This window comes from Streptomyces sp. NPDC058576, from assembly GCF_042718715.1.
Classification (GTDB): Bacteria; Actinomycetota; Actinomycetes; order Streptomycetales; family Streptomycetaceae; genus Streptomyces.
This window is the reverse complement of record NZ_JBHXPF010000040.1, coordinates 27094-43451: the sequence shown is the minus strand read 5'-3', so window position 1 is coordinate 43451 and position 16358 is coordinate 27094. Positions and strand designations below refer to the sequence as shown.

General features: G+C 71.8%; 16 protein-coding genes and 1 riboswitch. Of the genes, 7 read left to right on the top strand and 9 right to left on the bottom strand.

Features of this window, described 5'->3' with window-relative positions:
* Positions 1–55: 55 nt before the first annotated feature.
* Positions 56–382 carry a hypothetical protein gene (locus ACFWRV_RS25160; RefSeq protein WP_007449868.1) on the bottom strand — a complete coding sequence of 109 codons (327 nt, stop codon included), beginning with the start codon at positions 380–382 and terminating at the stop codon, positions 56–58.
* Between the two features lie 176 nt (positions 383–558).
* Between ACFWRV_RS25160 and ACFWRV_RS25155 the strand changes: the two genes are divergently transcribed.
* The 6 genes from ACFWRV_RS25155 to ACFWRV_RS25130 all read left to right on the top strand — a co-directional run bounded on the left by ACFWRV_RS25155 (position 559) and on the right by ACFWRV_RS25130 (position 6838).
* On the top strand, positions 559–1521 hold the full coding sequence (locus ACFWRV_RS25155) for an STM4015 family protein (protein ID WP_384338002.1): 963 nt from the start codon (positions 559–561) through the stop codon (positions 1519–1521).
* Between the two features lie 5 nt (positions 1522–1526).
* The gene (locus tag ACFWRV_RS25150) at positions 1527–2477 is read left to right on the top strand and encodes an STM4015 family protein (RefSeq protein ID WP_384338001.1); all 951 of its coding nucleotides are present in this window, start codon (positions 1527–1529) and stop codon (positions 2475–2477) included.
* Positions 2458–3615 (top strand): STM4014 family protein, encoded by a 1158-nt coding sequence (locus ACFWRV_RS25145; protein ID WP_384338000.1) that lies wholly within the window; start codon positions 2458–2460, stop codon positions 3613–3615. Before ACFWRV_RS25150 ends, ACFWRV_RS25145 begins: the two co-directional genes overlap by 20 nt.
* Positions 3616–3676: 61 nt before the next feature.
* Positions 3677–4522, top strand: coding sequence for an STM4013/SEN3800 family hydrolase (locus ACFWRV_RS25140; RefSeq protein WP_384338027.1), 846 nt, complete (start codon positions 3677–3679; stop codon positions 4520–4522).
* Positions 4519–5913, top strand: a complete 1395-nt coding sequence (locus ACFWRV_RS25135; RefSeq protein ID WP_384337999.1) for an STM4012 family radical SAM protein — start codon at positions 4519–4521, stop codon at positions 5911–5913. The genes ACFWRV_RS25140 and ACFWRV_RS25135 overlap by 4 nt, the downstream gene beginning before the upstream one ends.
* Before the next feature lie 7 nt (positions 5914–5920).
* A complete protein-coding gene (locus ACFWRV_RS25130) occupies positions 5921–6838 on the top strand; it encodes an STM4011 family radical SAM protein (protein WP_384337998.1) in 918 nt (305 codons plus the stop codon).
* Between the two features lie 8 nt (positions 6839–6846).
* Here ACFWRV_RS25130 and ACFWRV_RS25125 read toward each other — a convergent pair whose 3' ends face one another.
* A complete protein-coding gene (locus tag ACFWRV_RS25125) occupies positions 6847–7674 on the bottom strand; it encodes an SGNH/GDSL hydrolase family protein (RefSeq protein ID WP_384337997.1) in 828 nt (275 codons plus the stop codon).
* 161 nt (positions 7675–7835) lie between these two features.
* Complete coding sequence (locus ACFWRV_RS25120) at positions 7836–8792, bottom strand: peptidoglycan DD-metalloendopeptidase family protein (RefSeq protein WP_384337996.1); 957 nt, start codon at positions 8790–8792, stop codon at positions 7836–7838.
* Positions 8793–8795: 3 nt separating this feature from the next.
* Positions 8796–8956: riboswitch (cyclic di-AMP (ydaO/yuaA leader) on the bottom strand.
* A 446-nt stretch (positions 8957–9402) separates the two neighbouring features.
* Between ACFWRV_RS25120 and ACFWRV_RS25115 the strand changes: the two genes are divergently transcribed.
* The gene (locus ACFWRV_RS25115; RefSeq protein ID WP_384337995.1) at positions 9403–10215 is read left to right on the top strand and encodes a tyrosine-protein phosphatase; all 813 of its coding nucleotides are present in this window, start codon (positions 9403–9405) and stop codon (positions 10213–10215) included.
* Positions 10216–10234: 19 nt separating this feature from the next.
* On the opposite strand, the gene ACFWRV_RS25110 is transcribed toward ACFWRV_RS25115, so the two are convergent.
* From ACFWRV_RS25110 to shc, 6 genes are all read right to left on the bottom strand, one after another.
* The gene (locus ACFWRV_RS25110) at positions 10235–10408 is read right to left on the bottom strand and encodes a DUF6126 family protein (protein ID WP_384337994.1); all 174 of its coding nucleotides are present in this window, start codon (positions 10406–10408) and stop codon (positions 10235–10237) included.
* A 64-nt stretch (positions 10409–10472) separates the two neighbouring features.
* Positions 10473–11081 carry a helix-turn-helix domain-containing protein gene (locus ACFWRV_RS25105; RefSeq protein ID WP_384337993.1) on the bottom strand — a complete coding sequence of 203 codons (609 nt, stop codon included), beginning with the start codon at positions 11079–11081 and terminating at the stop codon, positions 10473–10475.
* 65 nt (positions 11082–11146) lie between these two features.
* The gene (locus ACFWRV_RS25100) at positions 11147–12544 is read right to left on the bottom strand and encodes an aspartate aminotransferase family protein (RefSeq protein ID WP_384337992.1); all 1398 of its coding nucleotides are present in this window, start codon (positions 12542–12544) and stop codon (positions 11147–11149) included.
* Positions 12541–13560, bottom strand: coding sequence for an adenosyl-hopene transferase HpnH (hpnH, locus tag ACFWRV_RS25095; RefSeq protein WP_384337991.1), 1020 nt, complete (start codon positions 13558–13560; stop codon positions 12541–12543). The genes ACFWRV_RS25100 and hpnH overlap by 4 nt, the downstream gene beginning before the upstream one ends.
* Before the next feature lie 5 nt (positions 13561–13565).
* On the bottom strand, positions 13566–14213 hold the full coding sequence (locus ACFWRV_RS25090; protein WP_384337990.1) for a 1-hydroxy-2-methyl-2-butenyl 4-diphosphate reductase: 648 nt from the start codon (positions 14211–14213) through the stop codon (positions 13566–13568).
* A complete protein-coding gene (gene shc / locus ACFWRV_RS25085; RefSeq protein WP_384337989.1) occupies positions 14213–16213 on the bottom strand; it encodes a squalene--hopene cyclase in 2001 nt (666 codons plus the stop codon). Before shc ends, ACFWRV_RS25090 begins: the two co-directional genes overlap by 1 nt.
* Between the last annotated feature and the right edge of the window lie 145 nt (positions 16214–16358).

The following is a 16358-nucleotide window of genomic DNA, read 5'->3' as shown; positions in this document are numbered from 1 at the left end:
GTCCCCGTCCCCTGCTGTACTGGTTGGCTGTGCTTGCTCCGGCATGGCGGAGCGGTCAGTCCGCCACGATGCGGATGGCGCCCGGTGCGTACTCCCGCTGGCGCACGACGCGGAACCAGCCCTTGGGGAGCGGGATCACCGCGTGCTCCTCGTGCACCACCCGCCCGCCCTCGGGGAGATGGAGCAGCATCGGGCCGAACTGTCCGGCTTCCCGGATCAGCCGGCCGGGGCCCTGCACGGCGTGCGCGTGTCCGGTGACCTCGCCCAGCGCGAGCACCAGCCGCCCCCGCCCGTCGCGCAGTTCGCCCGGGGCCTCCAGGAAGGGGGCGGGCACCGCCGACTCCTCCAGCTCCATGATCAGTACATCTCCCTGCCGGTACACAGACGTCTCCCCTCGGTCGCGGCACCCGCTGTGCCGGCCACGGGAAAAACGCTAAGGGCAGGGTCTGACAACGGACCCTCGCGGCCGCCGTGAACGGGTCCCGGTCGCGGCGTTGTCAGTGCGGCTTGATACACCTAGCGGACATCAGCCGTCCCCAGGATCAGGAGTTCAGGGCCATGTACGGTGCGCAGCATCTGCACGAGTTCGGCGGCCTTTCGGCCGTCGACTTCCGGCACTCGACCGACGAGGGCTCCCGGCCCTCCCCGGACGCCGTGGCCTGGCGCGTCTCCGCCGATCCGTACGGCGGCGACGACGACGGGGACCGCTCCTGGGCGGAGGAGTTCGCCCTCTTCCTGGACACGGTCGATCCGGCCCGGGTCCGGGCCCTGATCATCGGTCAGTGGGGCGAGGCGTACGAGGAGAAGTCCTCCGTGCCGATCGACCTGGTGATCGCCGCCGCCGACCGGCTGACCTCCTTGGAGGCGGTGTTCGTCGGTGATCTGGAGGCGGAGGAGGCCGAGATCACCTGGATCGAGCAGTCGGACGTGACGGCGTTGCTCGCCGCCTTCCCTGCGCTGACGGAGCTCGGAGTGCGCGGCGGGACGGATCTGGTGTTCCCGCCGACGAAGCACGAGCGGCTGCGGTCGCTGACCGTCCAGGCGGGCGGGCTGCCGGTCGAGGTGGTGCGCGGGATTCTGGACAGCGAACTGCCCGCGCTGGAGCGGCTGGACCTCTGGCTCGGAGTGTCCGCCTACGAGGGGAACACCGATGTCGCCGACCTCGCCCCGCTGCTGTCCGGCACCCGTTTCCCCCGGCTGAGCCGGCTGGGCCTGCGCAACAGCGAGATCCAGAACGAGATCGCCGCCGCCATCGCCTCGGCTCCGGTCGTGGCCCAGCTGCGGGTTCTCGACCTGTCGAACGGGACGCTGGGCGACGAGGGGGCGGCCGCCCTGCTCGAAGGACAGCCGCTGACCCACCTGGAAGTCCTGGATCTGCACCACCACTTCCTGACCGGGGCGATGGAGGAGCGGGTGCGTTCCGCCCTGGAGCCGCACGGCGTGCGCGTCGATCTCTCCGAGAAGTGCGAGCCATGGGGCGACCGGGGCGCCGAGGGCCGCTACACCGCCGTATCGGAGTAGGCGCCATGACGTATCTCGGCATTGAGCGTCTCGACCACTTCCACGGGCTGCCGGTCCACACCCCGGAGCCGTCGTCCGTCGCCCTGCCCGCCGCCGACTCCGTCGCCTGGCGGCTGGTGTACGACTACGACGAGGAGGCCGGCTTCGCCGTTCTCTGGGAGCGGTTCCTGGAGACGGTGGACACGACCCGGGTCCGGGCGCTCGTCATCGGCCCCTGGTGGGAGGACGATTACACGCCCTTCGCCCCGGTGATGGAGCTGATCGTCGCCCACGCCGACCGCTTCCCGGCGCTGCGCGCGCTCTTCCTCGCCGATGTGGTGGGCGAGGAGTGCGAGGTGTCCTGGCTGAAGATGTGCGATGTCACCCCGGTGCTCGAAGCGCTGCCGGCGCTGGAGGAGTTCGGCGTGCGCGGCTGCGGTCAGGAGGGGCTCGGACTGCGTCCGCTGCGCCACGCGGCGCTGAAGACGCTGCGTTTCGAGTCCGGCGGTCTGCCCGGCGAGCTGGTGCGGGCGGTCGCCGCTAGCGAACTGCCCGCGCTGGAGCGGCTGGATCTGTGGTTCGGCAGTTCCTGGTACGGGGGCGACGCCACGGTCGACGACCTCCGGCCGGTCCTGTCGGGCGGCGTGTTCCCCCGGCTGCGCCACCTGGGGCTGCAGAACAGCGAGATCCAGGACGAGATCGCCGCCGCGGTGGGATCGGCCGCCGTCGTCGCCCAGTTGGAGTCCCTGGCGTTGTCGATGGGGACCCTGAGCGACACGGGCGGCGAGGCCCTGGTCAACGGTCAGCCCCTGAGCCACCTGTCCACGCTCGACCTGCGCCACCACTTCCTCAGCGACCCGGTGCTGGACCGCATCAGGGCCGCGTGTGCCCCGGCCGTCGTCGAGGCCGGCGAGGCCGAGGAGGACTACGGGGACCCGGACGACGAACCGGAACGCTATGTCGCGGTCAGCGAGTAGCGCCGGGGCCGGCCCGGCGCCGCGCTTCGTGGTCGTCGGCAATCCGGACAACCGCCGGGTCGCCTTCTTCGAGGAGGCCGCACGGGCCGCCGGCCTGCCGCCGGTCCGGGTCGTGTCCTGGCTCCAGGTGCTGCGCGGCGAGGCGGCGTTCCATGCCGGCGAGAGCGTACGGATCGATTCGCCCGGCGAGGACGCCGCGGTGGAGCGGCTGTTGCGCGGGGTCGACGACCCGACCCGGGTGGAGGGTTCGGCCCGGTGGTACGCGCACTTCACCGCGGCGGTGGAGGCGGTGGCGAGCGCGGCGTCCAAGGCGGGCGCCGAGGTGCTGGGCTCCCCCGCCGACATCGCCGTGCTCTTCGACAAGCGGCTGTGCCACGGGCTCCTCGACCGGGCGGGCGTCCCCGTGCCGCCTTCGCCGACGTCCGGACCGGGGGCGGCCCCGGTGCGCGGCTGGTCGGACGTGCGGGAGTCGCTGCGCGAGCACCGGATGCCCCGGGCGTTCGTGAAGCTCGCGCACGGTTCCTCCGCCTCCGGGGTGCTGGCGGTGGAGACGGCGGGCCCCGGGCGGGTGCGGGCGAGCACCTCGGTGGAACGGGACGCGTCGGGGCGGCTGTTCAACTCGCTGCGGATCAGGCGCTACACCTCGGAGGCGGAGGTCGGCGCGGTCGTGGACGCGCTGGCCCCGGACGGGCTGCACATCGAACGCTGGCTGCCGAAGGCGTCCCAGCGGGGGCGGGCCGCGGATCTGCGGATCGTGGTGGTCGGCGGCCGGGCGACGCACGCCGTGGTGCGGACGAGCCTGAGCCCCATGACCAATCTGCATCTCGGCGGCGCGCGCGGTGACCTCGACGAGGTCCGGCGCGCCGTGGCGGCGGCGGGCGGCTGCTGGCGCGAGGCGCTGGCGATGTGCGAGCGGGCGGCGGCCTGCTTCCCCGGGACGCCCTGTGTGGGCGTCGACCTCCTGCCCACGGCCGGCTGGCGGCGCTTCGCCGTCGGCGAGGTCAACGCCTTCGGCGATCTGCTGCCCGGACTGACCGGTCTGCCGGGCAGCGGCGCCGAGGGGCTGGACACCTATGCGGCGCAGGTCGCCGCCGTACTGGACCGAGCAAGGAACCACCGTGCCGTCACCGCTTCCTGACCCCGCCGCCTCCCCCGGGCCCACCGCGCCCACCGCGCCCGACAGTCCCGGCAGGCCCGACATGGGCGAGGTCGTGGGCAGCCACGATCTGCTGCTGGTCACCCTGGACACCCTGCGCCACGATGTCGCCGTCGAACTGGCGGCGGCCGGGCGCATCCCCAACCTCGCCCGGCATCTGCCCGCCGGCGGCTGGGAGGAGCGGCACGCTCCGGGCAGCTTCACCTACGCCTCGCACCAGGCGATGTTCGCCGGGTTCCTGCCGACGCCCGCCTCTCCGGGGCCGCATCCCCGGCTGTTCGCGGCGCGGTTCGCGGGCAGTGAGACGACGGCGGACGGCACGTTCGTGTTCGACACCCCGGATCTGGTGTCGGGGCTGGCCGCCGAGGGCTACCGCACGGTGTGCGTCGGCGGGGTCGGCTTCTTCAACCGTCAGGGGGCGCTCGGTTCGGTGCTGCCCGGAATGTTCCAGGAGAGCCACTGGGAGCCCGGCTTCGGCGTCGCCTCCCCCACCTCGTTCGAGGAGCAGGTGGCCAGGGCGGAGGAGGTCGTCGCGGCCCTCCCCCAGGAGCAGCGGCTGTTCCTCTTCGTCAACGTGTCCGCCCTGCATCAGCCGAACTGGTTCCATCTCCCCGGGGCGACCCGCGCGGCAGGCGACTCCCGGGCCACGCACGCGGCGGCCCTGGAGTACGTGGACCGGCACATCGGCCGGCTCTTCGCCGCCGCGAGCAGCCGCCGCCGGTGCTTCGCCGTCGTCTGCTCCGACCACGGCACCGCCTACGGCGACGACGGCTACACCGGTCACCGGCTCGGCCACCCGGCCGTCTGGACCGTCCCGTACGCCCATTTCTTCCTCGAACCGCCCGCACCGATCCCATCCGTACCGCTCGAACCGGGGGCCGCCCGATGACGCTCACCACCAGCCCTCCCGCGCTGGCCGCCGTCCGGCCGTACGAGAGTTACGTCTACGCCTATCCGCACAAGACGGCCTACCGGCCGCTGGAGGACCGCCCGGCCCTGCGCTCGCTGTGGGCGGCGGAGCCGAAGGAGGCGCTCTCCCTCTATCTCCACATACCGTTCTGCGAGGTCCGCTGCGGCTTCTGCAACCTCTTCACCCGGATCGGCGCGCCCGAGGAGCTGACGACGCGCTATCTGGACGCGCTGGAGCGGCAGGCAGGAGCCGTGCGGGAGGCGCTGGGCGACGCGGAGCCGGTGCGGTTCGCGGCGGCGGCGTTCGGCGGTGGGACGCCGACGTTCCTGACCGCCGGGGAGTTGGAGCGGCTCTGCGACACAGCGGAGAAGCGGATGGGCGCCGACCTGCGGTCGGTGCCGTTGTCCGTGGAGACCTCGCCGTCCACGGCGACGGCGGACCGGCTGGCGGTGCTGGCCGACCGGGGCACGACCAGGATCAGCATCGGCGTGCAGAGCTTCGTGGACGAGGAGGCCCGGGCGGCCGTCCGTCCGCAGCGCCGCGCCGACGTGGAAGCGGCGCTCGGCCGGATCCGCGAGGCCCGGATCCCGGTGCTCAACATCGACCTGATCTACGGCATCGACGGTCAGACCGAGCGCAGTTGGCTCGCCTCGCTGGACGCGGCGCTGGCCTGGCGGCCGGAGGAGCTGTATCTGTATCCGCTGTATGTGCGCCCGCTCACCGGCCTGCACCGCCTCGGCGCGGCGGCCGGTGAGCGGGCGCGGGCGGAGACGGAGTCCCCGGAGGAGGCCGCCTGGGACGAGCAGCGGCTGCGGTTGTACGCGGTGGGACGCGACCATCTGCTGGCCCACGGCTACGAGCAGGTGTCGATGCGGATGTTCCGGCGGACCGACGCCCCGCGCGAGCAGGAGGGCCCCGAGGACTACGCCTGCCAGACCGACGGCATGATCGGCCTGGGCTGCGGGGCGCGTTCGTACACGTCGGCCCTGCACTACTCCTTCGACTACGCGGTGGACATGCGGGAGATCCGGTCGATCATCGACCGTTTCACCGGGACCGAGGACTTCTCCCGGGCCGAGGTCGGCCGGTACGTCGACGCGGACGAGGCGCGCCGGCGGCATCTGCTGCAGTCGCTGCTCCAGGCGGCGGGGCTGCCGGTGGCGGAGTACCGGGCCCGGTTCGGCACGGATCCGAACGGGGACTTCCCGGCCGAGCTGGCGGGGTTCGCGGCCCGGGGCTGGCTGGACGCGTCGGCCCCGGCGGGGCTGCTGCGGCTGTCCCCGTCGGGTCTCGCCCACTCCGACGCGCTGGGGCCCGCGCTGTTCTCCCCCGGGGTGCGGGCGGCGATGGCCGCGTACGAGCGGAAGTGACCGGGCCGTGGACCTGACGATCCTCTACCGGGGCCCGCTCGCCTCCTGCGACTACGACTGCCCCTACTGCCCGTTCGCGAAGCGGCGGGACAGCCGCGCGCAGCTCACGGCGGACCGGGAGGCGCTGGAGCGCTTCACCGGCTGGGCCGCGGCGCAGAGCGGCGACCGGCTGTCCGTGCTGTTCACGCCGTGGGGCGAGGGGCTGGTGCGCTCCTGGTACCGGCGGGCGCTGACCGAGCTGTCGCGGCTGCCGCACATCGGCCGGGTCGCGATCCAGACGAACCTGAGCGGCCGCACCGACTGGCTGGCCGACGCCGATCCGGAGCGGATCGCGCTCTGGTGCACCTACCACCCGGGGCAGACCCCGTACGAGCGGTTCCTGGGCAAGTGCCGGGAGCTGTCCGCGAGGGGGATCCGCTACAGCGTGGGCGTGGTGGGGTTCGACGAGCACCTCGACGAGGCGCGGCGGCTGCGGGCGGCGCTGCCGGGCGAGGTCTATCTCTGGGTGAACGCCGCCGAGGGGCACACGTACACCGACGAGGAGGCGGCGCGGTGGACGGAGCTGGATCCGCTGTTCCCCTACAGCCGTGACCCCCACCGCTCGGCGGGGCTGCCCTGCCGGACGGGCGAGTCGGTGATCTCGGTCGACGGGGACGGCACGGTGCGGCGCTGTCACTTCGTCACGGCGGAGCTGGGCAATCTCTACGACGGCAGCTACCGCCGGGCGCTCGGCCCGCGGGCCTGTCCGCTCGCCGTCTGCGACTGCCACATCGGCTATGTGCATCTGGAGTCGCTGCCGCTGTACGACGTGTTCGCGGGCGGCGTCCTGGAGCGGATACCCGCCGGGTACGGCACGGGCACGCCGCCGGACGGGCTCGTCGTGCCGAACCCGTCCCGGCGTGCGCTTCCGCTGCTGGAGCCCTGAGGGGCCCGCTAGAGCGGCAGCAGGTCCGGGCGCTTCGCCGCGACGTGGTCCCCGGAGGACTCGCCGCGCAGCCGCCGGCCGATCCAGGGCACCAGGTATTCGCGGGCCCACTGGATGTTGTCGCGCCGCTCGTCGAAGGGACGGCGCAGGGCCTGCGGCGGCCAGGGCTGGTCCGGGTCGGCGGGCACGTCGTGGCCGAGGACCTGGGCGGCGCGCAGCGCGACCCGGGTGTGGCCCTCGGGCGACAGGTGCAGCCGGTCGGCGTCCCACGCGCGCCGGTCCTGGACGGACCGCAGCGACCACAGGTCCAGCACGGGGCACCGGTAGCGGTCGGCGATGGCCCGCAGATGGACGTTGTACGTGGCGATCTTGCCGCGCATGTGGCGCAGCACCGGAACGCCCCGGGTGTCGAAGCCGGTGGTGACCATGACCGTGCCGACGGCGTTGCTCAGGTCGGCGACGGCCCGCTCGAAGCGTTCGGCGAGATCGTCGGGGTCGGTGCCGGGCCGGATGATGTCGTTGCCGCCCGCGCAGAAGCTGACCAGGTCGGGAGCCAGTTCCTTGGCGCGCGGGATCTGCTCCTCGACGATCTGGTCGAGGAGACGTCCTCGTACGGCGAGATTGGCGTAGCGGAAGTCCCCGTGGGGTGAGTACTCGGGGCCGGTCGCCCCGTCGGGGGCCGGGAGCCGGTCGGCGAGGAGCACCGCGAAGCGGTCCGCCCAGCCGAGATAGGTCCCGCCGGGGCCGGGGTCGCCGACGCCCTCGGTGAAACTGTCGCCAATCGCCGCGTACGACCCGATGATGTGCTGCTGGTTGTTTCTCGAATCGTCTGCCACAACCACGTATCCTGCATCGTTCGATGTGACCTACGCGACCGTAATACGGGGTTGACGGGTGGTGAGATAGACCACCCGGTCAGTTTTTGGTAAAGCCGGAATAAAGAGAGGGGCGGTACGCCGCCGCGCACCGCCCCTCGGACACTTCTCGTCGTGCTGGGTCAGACGGAGACGCCGTGCTGACGGAGGTACGCGACGGGGTCGACGTCCGAGCCGTAGCTCGGGCCGGTGCGGACCTCGAAGTGGAGGTGCGGGCCGGTGGAGTTGCCGGTGGAGCCGGAGAGGCCTATCTGCTGTCCGCCGGTGACGGTCTGGCCGACCGAGACGTTCAGCGAGGACTGGTGGGCGTACTGGGAGTACATGCCGTCCTCGTGCTGGATGACGACCTCGTTGCCGTACGAGCCGCTGTTGCCGGCCGAGACCACGGTGCCCGGGCCGATGGCGAGGACGGGGGTGCCGGAGGCGGCCTGGAAGTCCGAGCCGGTGTGGTAGCCGCTGGACCAGCTGGCGCCGGAAGCGCGGTACTGGGTGGTGACGTTGGCGTTGGCCAGCGGGGCGGACCAGCCGGAGCCGGTGGCCTCGGAGGAGCCGGTCTGAGCCGAGTCGCCGGAGCCCTCGGAGTCGTCGGCGGAGATCGTGTCGCCCTTCGGGGCTTCCTTCGGCGCGGCCTTCGGGGCCGGTTCGGCCTTCTTCGGGGCGGCCTTGGGGGCCGCGGACTTCTCGGCCGGAGCGGAGCCCTTGGCGCCGAGGGTCAGCTTCATGCCCGGGTGGATCAGGCCGGGGTCGTCGCCGACGGTGGAGCGGTTGTCCTGGTAGAGCTTCTCCCACCCGCCCTTGAGCTGGTGCTCGGCGGCGATCTTCGACAGGTAGTCGCCGGAGACGACGGCGTACGTCTTCGGGGCGGCCTTCGACGCGGCGGGGGCGGCGGCCGGAGCGGTGTGCGCGGCGGCGACCGAGGCGGCGGCCGGCTTCGCGGCCGGGGCGGCCTGGTCCGCGGCGTTCGCGGCGGTGGCGCCGATGAGCGGGAGGGCGAGTGCGGCGCCGCCGGTACCTGCGGCGAGGACGCCGCGGGAGATCGGGCCGGACTTGGGACGACGGTGCTTACCCTTTGCGGGCATGGGGAAGTTCCTCTCCGGCGCCTGCGAGGTGAGCTGTCGGGTTCGGGCTGGAGATGCCCGGTCGCGTTGCGGCGACTTCACCCCTAGCCGGTCCGGATCACTCCGGATCGGCGGCTTACCTGGTTCCCCCGCTCCTGCCACACGTGAGTGGGTGGGTGCGAATTCCGGGCGGCGGCAGGATTAGGCGATCCGTCCGGATTGACGGTGACCGTAAACCGGTCAGGACGGGCGGAACAAGCCATCGGTTGCGCGCCGGAATCATCGATTCGATATCGCTCCGGATTTCCGGTCACACTCCGTGGATTACGGATCTTGGATTTCCGTACGGGCAACGGGAATGCCTCGGGACGCGCTCACCACGGACCGTCACGGATATGATCCCGCTCACCTCCGGAATACCATCTCCCCCATTAGCGGGGCATGTTCTGCGAAATGCACCAATACGGACATGCTGTGGGCGGCACTCCTGACGCCGCGTCAGGCAGGACCGCCCGGCACTCCGCACCGGGGAGGCAACCGTGATGATTTTCCGCCGAATCGATGTCGTATCGTCACGGGAGCGCCCTCGCCGGCGAGCCGCGCCGACGCCAGAGATCACAGAGGAGCCCCCGTGACGCAGCAGGTGCCGCAGGTCCCGCCGACAGAGACCGCGCTGAGCGGAGTCCGCAACTTCCGCGACGTGGGCGGGCTCCCCACCACGGACGGGCGGCACACCGCCTTCGGACGGCTCTACCGCAGCGGCCACCTGGCGCACGCCACCGCCGAGGACGCGGTCTTCCTCGGCGGGCTGGGACTGCATACGATCTTCGACTTCCGCCACTCCGCCGACCACCGGCTCGACGGGTACGACATCGAGCTGGCCGGTGTCCGCAATGTCAGCATTCCGCTCTCGGACCCGGCCGACGGCGCGGAGTTCTGGCGGCTGGTGGGCGACGGGAACATCGAGCAGCTGCGCTCGGTCCTCGCGGACGGCAAGGGCGTCGACCGCATGATCCGGATGTACCGCGCGACGATCGAGGACCGCACCGCCGAGCACAGCCGCGTCCTGCACGCCCTGGCCGAGGACAGCGTCCCGGCGCTGATGCACTGCGCGGCGGGCAAGGACCGGGCCGGCCTCTCGATCGCGGTCGCCCTGCTGGCGGTCGGGGTCCGGCCGGAGGCGATCGAGGAGGACTACCTCAAGTCCAACGACCTCCACCGCCGGTACAAGGTGAAGCGCACCGACACGTCCCGGGCCGGTATGTCGCCCGAGGTGATGGAGCTGCTGGACCCGCTCTTCGGGGCGCGGCCCGCCTACCTCGCGGCGGCCTTCACAGCCATCGAGGAGAACTGGGGAACGACGGACCGCTACCTGTCCGAAGGACTGAAGGTCTCCCCCGAGACCCGCGAGCGGCTGCGCGAGCGCCTGCTCGACCAGGGCTGACCCCTCCGGCGGAGTGCCGTCACTTGCTCCCGGCCACCACGAAGAGCAGGTAGAGGAAGGCCGCGATCACGTGGCCCGCCACCAGGTAGGCGAAGAGCCGGATGACGACTCCGCGCGGCATCCGCTTCTCCTGCGGGTCCTCGTTCGCGCGGCGTCCGGGGCCCAGGGGGTCATAGTGTTCGGAATCGGACATGACGGTCCTCTCTGTCGGCCTGGCGGCCGGTGGAGCGAAGGATGGAGCCGGCGGGGACGGCCGGTCAGCGCACGCGCAGGCCGCTGCCGAGACAGAGCTCCGCGGCGGGGCTCTGCAGCAGGGAGTGGACGAAGAGCAGCTCCGCGCCGCAGCGGTCGACGGCCGCGATCCGGTGCGGGGTGAGGGAGTCGAAGTGGGCGCTGTCGCCGGGTTCGAGGTCGTGGACGGTGTCGCCGAGGCCGACCCGCAGCCGGCCCTCCAGAACGTACAGCCACTCCTCGCCGGGGTGGACCCGGACCAGGTCGCCCTGGGCCCCGTACGGGACACGCACCCGCAGCGCCTGCATCGCGCGGCCGGAGCCACCCGCCTGCCGGTACATCCAGCCGTCGGCCTCCGCCCCCTCGAAGCCACCGCCGCGGATGATCGCGTCCCGTTCGGGCGGCTGCTCGCCGAGCAGCTCGGAGACCGTCGTACCGTAGATGCGGGCGAGCCCCAGCAGCATGGGCAGCGAGGGCTGCCTGCGGCCGGTCTCCAGCCGGGAGAGATGGGCCGGGGAGAGTCCGGCCCGGCCGGCGGCGGTCTCCAGGGTGAGACCACGGGCGCGGCGCAGGTCGCGCAGTCGGGGTGCGACGCCGGGGAGCTCGTCCGGCACCCCTTCGTCCGGAGGGTTCATGCCTCTATTGGGCCAGGACCTTTCCTCCGAGGCAAATAACTTGCCTCGGAGGCAAACCGGGTCCGTCAGCGGTTGGCCACGGCCTGTCTGACCAGCGTCCGGCCGAAGTCCCACATCAGGCCGCCGCCGCTGTGCGCGTCCTCCATGACGTCGGTGAACGCCGTCACGAAGCGGTCCACCTCCGCGTCCCCGATGACCAGCGGCGGGATGAGCTTGATCACTTCCAGGTGGTCGCCGGAGACCTGCGTGAGAATCCGGTGCTTCTGGAGCAGCGGCACCACGACCATCTGGGCGAAGAGCCCCTTGCGGGCCGCCTGGAGCATGGTCCAGCGGCTGCGGAGTTTCAGCGACGACGGCCGGCCGAACTCGATGCCGATCATCAGCCCGCGGCCACGCACCTCGTGCAGCAGCTCGTAGCGGTCCACCAGGGCCGCCAGCCGCTCGCGCAGCAGGTCGCCGGTGCGCCGGGCGTTCGCGACGGTCTCCTCGTCCTCCATCACCGTCAGGACGGCGAGCCCGGCCGCCATCGCCTGGGCGTTGGAGCCGAAGCTCGCGGAGTGGACGAGGACCCGGTCCATCGAGGAGTAGACCTTGCGGAAGATCCAGTCCTTGCCGAGGGTCGCGCCGACGGGCACATAGCCGCCGGAGAGCGCCTTGGCCACGCACACCAGATCGGGCTCCACACCGTCCTCGTGCTGGTAGGCGTAGAAGTCCCCGGTCCGGCCCAGACCGGTCTGCACCTCGTCGGCGATCAGGAGCGCCTTGTGCCGGTGCAGCAGTTCCTGTGCCTGGCGCAGATAGCCCGGCGGCGCGGCGTGCACCCCCTTGCCCTGGATCGGCTCGACGACCAGGGCCGCGACGTCGCCCCGCTTCAGCTCGCGGCGCAGTGCGTCCAGGTCGCCGAGCGGGACGGCCGTGTCGGGGAGCAGCGGCGCGAAGCCGTCGCGGAAGCCGCTCTCCCCGTTGACGGACAGCGAGCCCGTGGTGAGCCCGTGGAAGGCGTGGTCGCAGTAGAGGACCCTGGGCTTCCCCGTGGCGTACCGGGCGAACTTCAGCGCCGTCTCGACCGCCTCCGTGCCGCTGTTCCCGAAGAAGACGCGGTCCAGGTGCGGGCTGTGGGTGAGCAGCTTCTCGGCCAGCAGTCCGGGCAGCGGCTGGCAGTCGAAGCGGGTGAGGTCGGCGAGCTGGGCGTCGAGCACGTCGTGCAGCGCCCTGCGGACGACCGGGTGGTGCCGGCCGATCCCCATCACGCCGAACCCGGCGAGCATGTCGAGGTAGTCGTTGCCCTCCGCGTCCCAGAAGTACGCGCCCTCGGCCCGCTCGTAGACCTTGTCGAAGCCGATGGTGTGCAGCATGCGCGGCAGCTGGTGGTTGAGATGACGCGCATGCAGCTCGTACCGCTCGGCCCCGCGCTCGGCGAGGAGCCGTCCCAGGTCGAAGCCGCCCGGCCCGCCGTCCGTCACCGGTTGCCGCCCACACTCTCCCGCGCGGCGCGCAGCGACTCCTTGAGCGATCCCATGGTGGCGAGCACCGCCGTGGGCTCGTAGCCGCAGTGCGCCATGCAGTTGGCGCAGCGCGGGTCCTTGCCCCGGCCGTACTTGTCCCAGTCGGTCTCCTCGATGAGCTGACGGTACGTCGGTACGTAGCCGTCGTTCATCAGGTAGCAGGGGCGCTGCCAGCCGAAGAGCGAGTAGTTCGGGATCGCCCAGGCGGTGCACGGGAAGTCCGCCTTGCCCTCCAGGAAGTCCAGGAAGAGCGGCGAGTGGTTGAGCCGCCAGCGGGCCCGGTTGCCGCCCGCGAAGGCCTTCTTGAACAGCTCGCGGGTCTGCTCGACGCCGAGGAAGTGCTCCTGGTCGGGGGCCTTCTCGTAGGCGTAGGCGGGCGAGATCATCATCTCGTCGACGTGCAGGTCGTCGTTGAGGTAGTTGAGGACCTCGATGATGGTCTGCGGGGTGTCGGTGTTGAAGAAGGTGGAGTTGGTGGTGACGCGGAAGCCCCGCGCCTTGGCCTCCTTCATCGCGGCGACGGCCTCGTCGAAGACGCCTTCCTTGGCGACCGACTCGTCGTGCCGCTCGCGCAGTCCGTCGATGTGCACGGCGAAGGCGAAGTACGGGGACGGGGTGAACTTGTCGAGCTTCTTCCGCATCAGCATCGCGTTGGTGCAGAGGAAGACGTACTTCTTCCGCGCGACGAGCTGGCGCACGATCTCGTCGATCTGCGGATGCATCAGCGGCTCGCCACCGGCGATGGACACCATGGGGGCCCCGGATTCGAGCACCGCGCCCACCGCCTGGGCGACCGGCATGCGCTGCTTCAGGACACCGGCCGGGTGCTGGATCTTGCCGCATCCCTCGCAGGCGAGGTTGCAGGCGAACAACGGCTCCAGCTCGACGATCAGCGGGAACTTCTCACGCTTGCGGAGCTTCTGTTCGAAGAGATACGTCGCAACCTTGATGGTCTGGCGGAGCGGCATGGCCATCTAGCTCACCTCCTGGGGAGCAGTAAAGATCGGTGCCATTCGTAGAAAGCCGGAAGGACGGCGCGGAGAACGCGGAAGGCCGATATTCCACCGCGAACCGTGCCGATGCGGACGAGCTCATGCTCTGGAGCGTCCACGACCACCCGGACGGCCGCAACCGGGCGGGGTCCGTGGCACAGGGCGGTACGCAGTGTCGCGGCGGACTCCATGTCGACCGCGATGGCCCCGCTCGCCCGCAGCGCGGCCCGCTCGGGCCCCCGTACGACGTGGTCGGAGCCGGTCAGCGGGCCGGTGTGGACGGTGCGGCCGGGGATGGCGCGGGAGAGGGCGGCGACCAGGATGCCGGTGCCCGTGCAGGGGGTCGTGCCGTCGACATCCCGGGTCTCCTCGGCGACGACGAGGTCCCCGGGGTGCATGCCCGGGGCGAGGCCGGCGCAGAAGCCGGAGGCGATCACGGCGGCGTCGGGGACCCCGCCGGGGCCCAGGAGGCGCGCCACGGCCGCCTCCGCCGCCCGGGGGCCCATCCCGGTGCGCAGCACCTGGACCGGACCCGGGGCGCCCCTGCCGCTGCGCAGGGCCACCTGCTCGATGCCGAGGGCGCAGGCGACCAGCAGCGGCGTCACCGGTTTCCCGGGCCCTCGCGGATCGCCCATCAGGCCGCCTCGGCGGCGTCCGGGCGGTCCGCGAACGGGTCGCCGTACACGTAGCGCCCGAGTGCGGTGAGGGGGAAGACCTGGCGGTAGAGGTGGTAGTTGATGGAGAAGTCCCAGGGGAAGCCGGTGCCGGTGAAATACGGCTCGTCCCAGGAGCCGTCGGCCTGCTGCGCCTCGGTCAGCCAGGTGACGCCACGGGTGACGGAGGCGGTGTCCCGGCGGCCCGCCGCGAGGAGGGCGAGCAGCGCCCAGGCGGTCTGGGAGGCGGTGGACTCACCGTGCCCGATCCACTTCTCCTCGTGGTAGGAGCGCAGGTCCTCGCCCCAGCCGCCGTCGTCGTTCTGGACGGACTCCAGCCAGGTGACGGCCCGGCGGATCGCGGGGTGTCCGGCGGGCAGGCCGGCGGTGACGAGGGCGGGCACCACGGACCCGGTGCCGTAGACGTAGTTGACGCCCCAGCGGCCGAACCAGGCCCCGCACGCCTCCTGTTCGGCGAGCAGCCACTCGATGCCCTCGCGGGTACGGGGGTGGTTCGCGAGCCCCTCGACGGCGAGCATCTCCACGACATGGCCGGTGACGTCGGCCGACGGCGGGTCGATGACCTCGCCGAAGTCGCAGAAGGGGAGGCGGTTGGGGAAGGGGCTGGTGTTGTCGGCGTCGAACGCGCCCCAGGCCCCGTTGCGGGACTGCATCCCGAGGTTCCAGCGGACCCCGCGAGCGATGGCGGCTTCCATCCGGGCGGGGTCGGGGTGGCGCACCCGGCGCAGCGCCAGGACGACTTCGGCGGTGTCGTCGATGTCCGGGTAGTTGTCGTTGTGGAACTCGAACGCCCAGCCGCCAGGTGCGAGTTCAGGCTTTCGCACCGACCAGTCACCGGGTCTGGTGATCTCCTCGGCCAGCATCCAGTCGGCGGCCTTCACCAGGGCGGGGTGGTCGGGTCTGAGTCCGGCGTCGGCGAGCGCGATGGTGGCCAGGCAGGTGTCCCAGACGGGCGACTGGCAGGCCTCGATCATGCGGGCGCCGTCCTCGCGCCGGACGGCGAACCGGTCGAGCGAGGCCAGGCCGGCCTTCATCACCGGGTGGTCGAGGTCGTAGCCGAGGAGGTGCAGGGCGATGACGGAGTAGACGGCGGGCGGCTGGATCCCGCCCCAGCAGCCGTCGTTCTCCTGGCGCTCGATGATCCACCGGGCGGCCACGTTCATCGCGATGCGGCGCAGCGGGCGCGGGGCGACCTTGTGGTAGAGGTGCAGCCCTTTGTCGAGGCGCTGGAAGAGTCCGTCCCAACTGGTGGGCGGGGCAAGCTTCCTGGGCGGGTTGGGGTGTGCCGGGTCGGTGTGCAGCTCGTCGAGGGCGAAGGGCGCGGGGCGCACAGGGCGCTTCGCGGAGACGATGGTGAGCGGCACGATGGTCTGCCGGGCCCAGCAGCCGAAGTCGTAGATGTTGAGCGGGACCCACTTGGGGAAGAACATCAGCTCGGGCGGCAGTTCGGGGAGGTCGTCCCATTTCCACCAGCCGAAGAGGGCCAGCCAGATGCGGGTGAAGACGCGGGCGGCCGCGATGCCGCCCTGCTCGCGGATCCAGCCGGAGGCGCGGGCCATGTGCGGTTCGTCGGGGCGGTCCCCGGCCAGCCGCAGGGCGACGTACGCCTCGATCGTGGCGGAGAGGTCGCCGGGTCCGCCGTAGAAGGTGTTCCAGGTGCCGTCGCCGAGTTGTTCGCCGCGGATGAAGAGAGCGGACGCGCGGGTGGTCTCGGGGTCCTGGATGGAGAGGAACTGGCGCAGGAGCAGGTCCTCGGCGTCCATCGTGACGTTGGTGGCGAGGTCGCCCTTCCACCAGCCCTGCTCGTCCTGCCTGCCGAGAAGATGCTCCACCGAGCGTTCCGCGGCCCGTCGCGCGGCCACGGTCACGTCGTCCGCGGCATCTCTCGTGTCGGTCGGATCGTAGGCCGGGGCCCCGGTGAGCTTCGCGGCCCCGGTCGATCCGTCGGTCGTCGCTGTCATGAGCTTCCCCTTACGTGCAGTCGGTTCTCTGCTGTGCTGGGGTCTCCGTCGGGGGGGGGCCCCCGGGGGGGGGTGGGGCGCGCCTTGCTGGCCGTATAGGATGAGGGGGGGGAGGAGTGGTACACCACCCAGTGTGCCGCTGGGG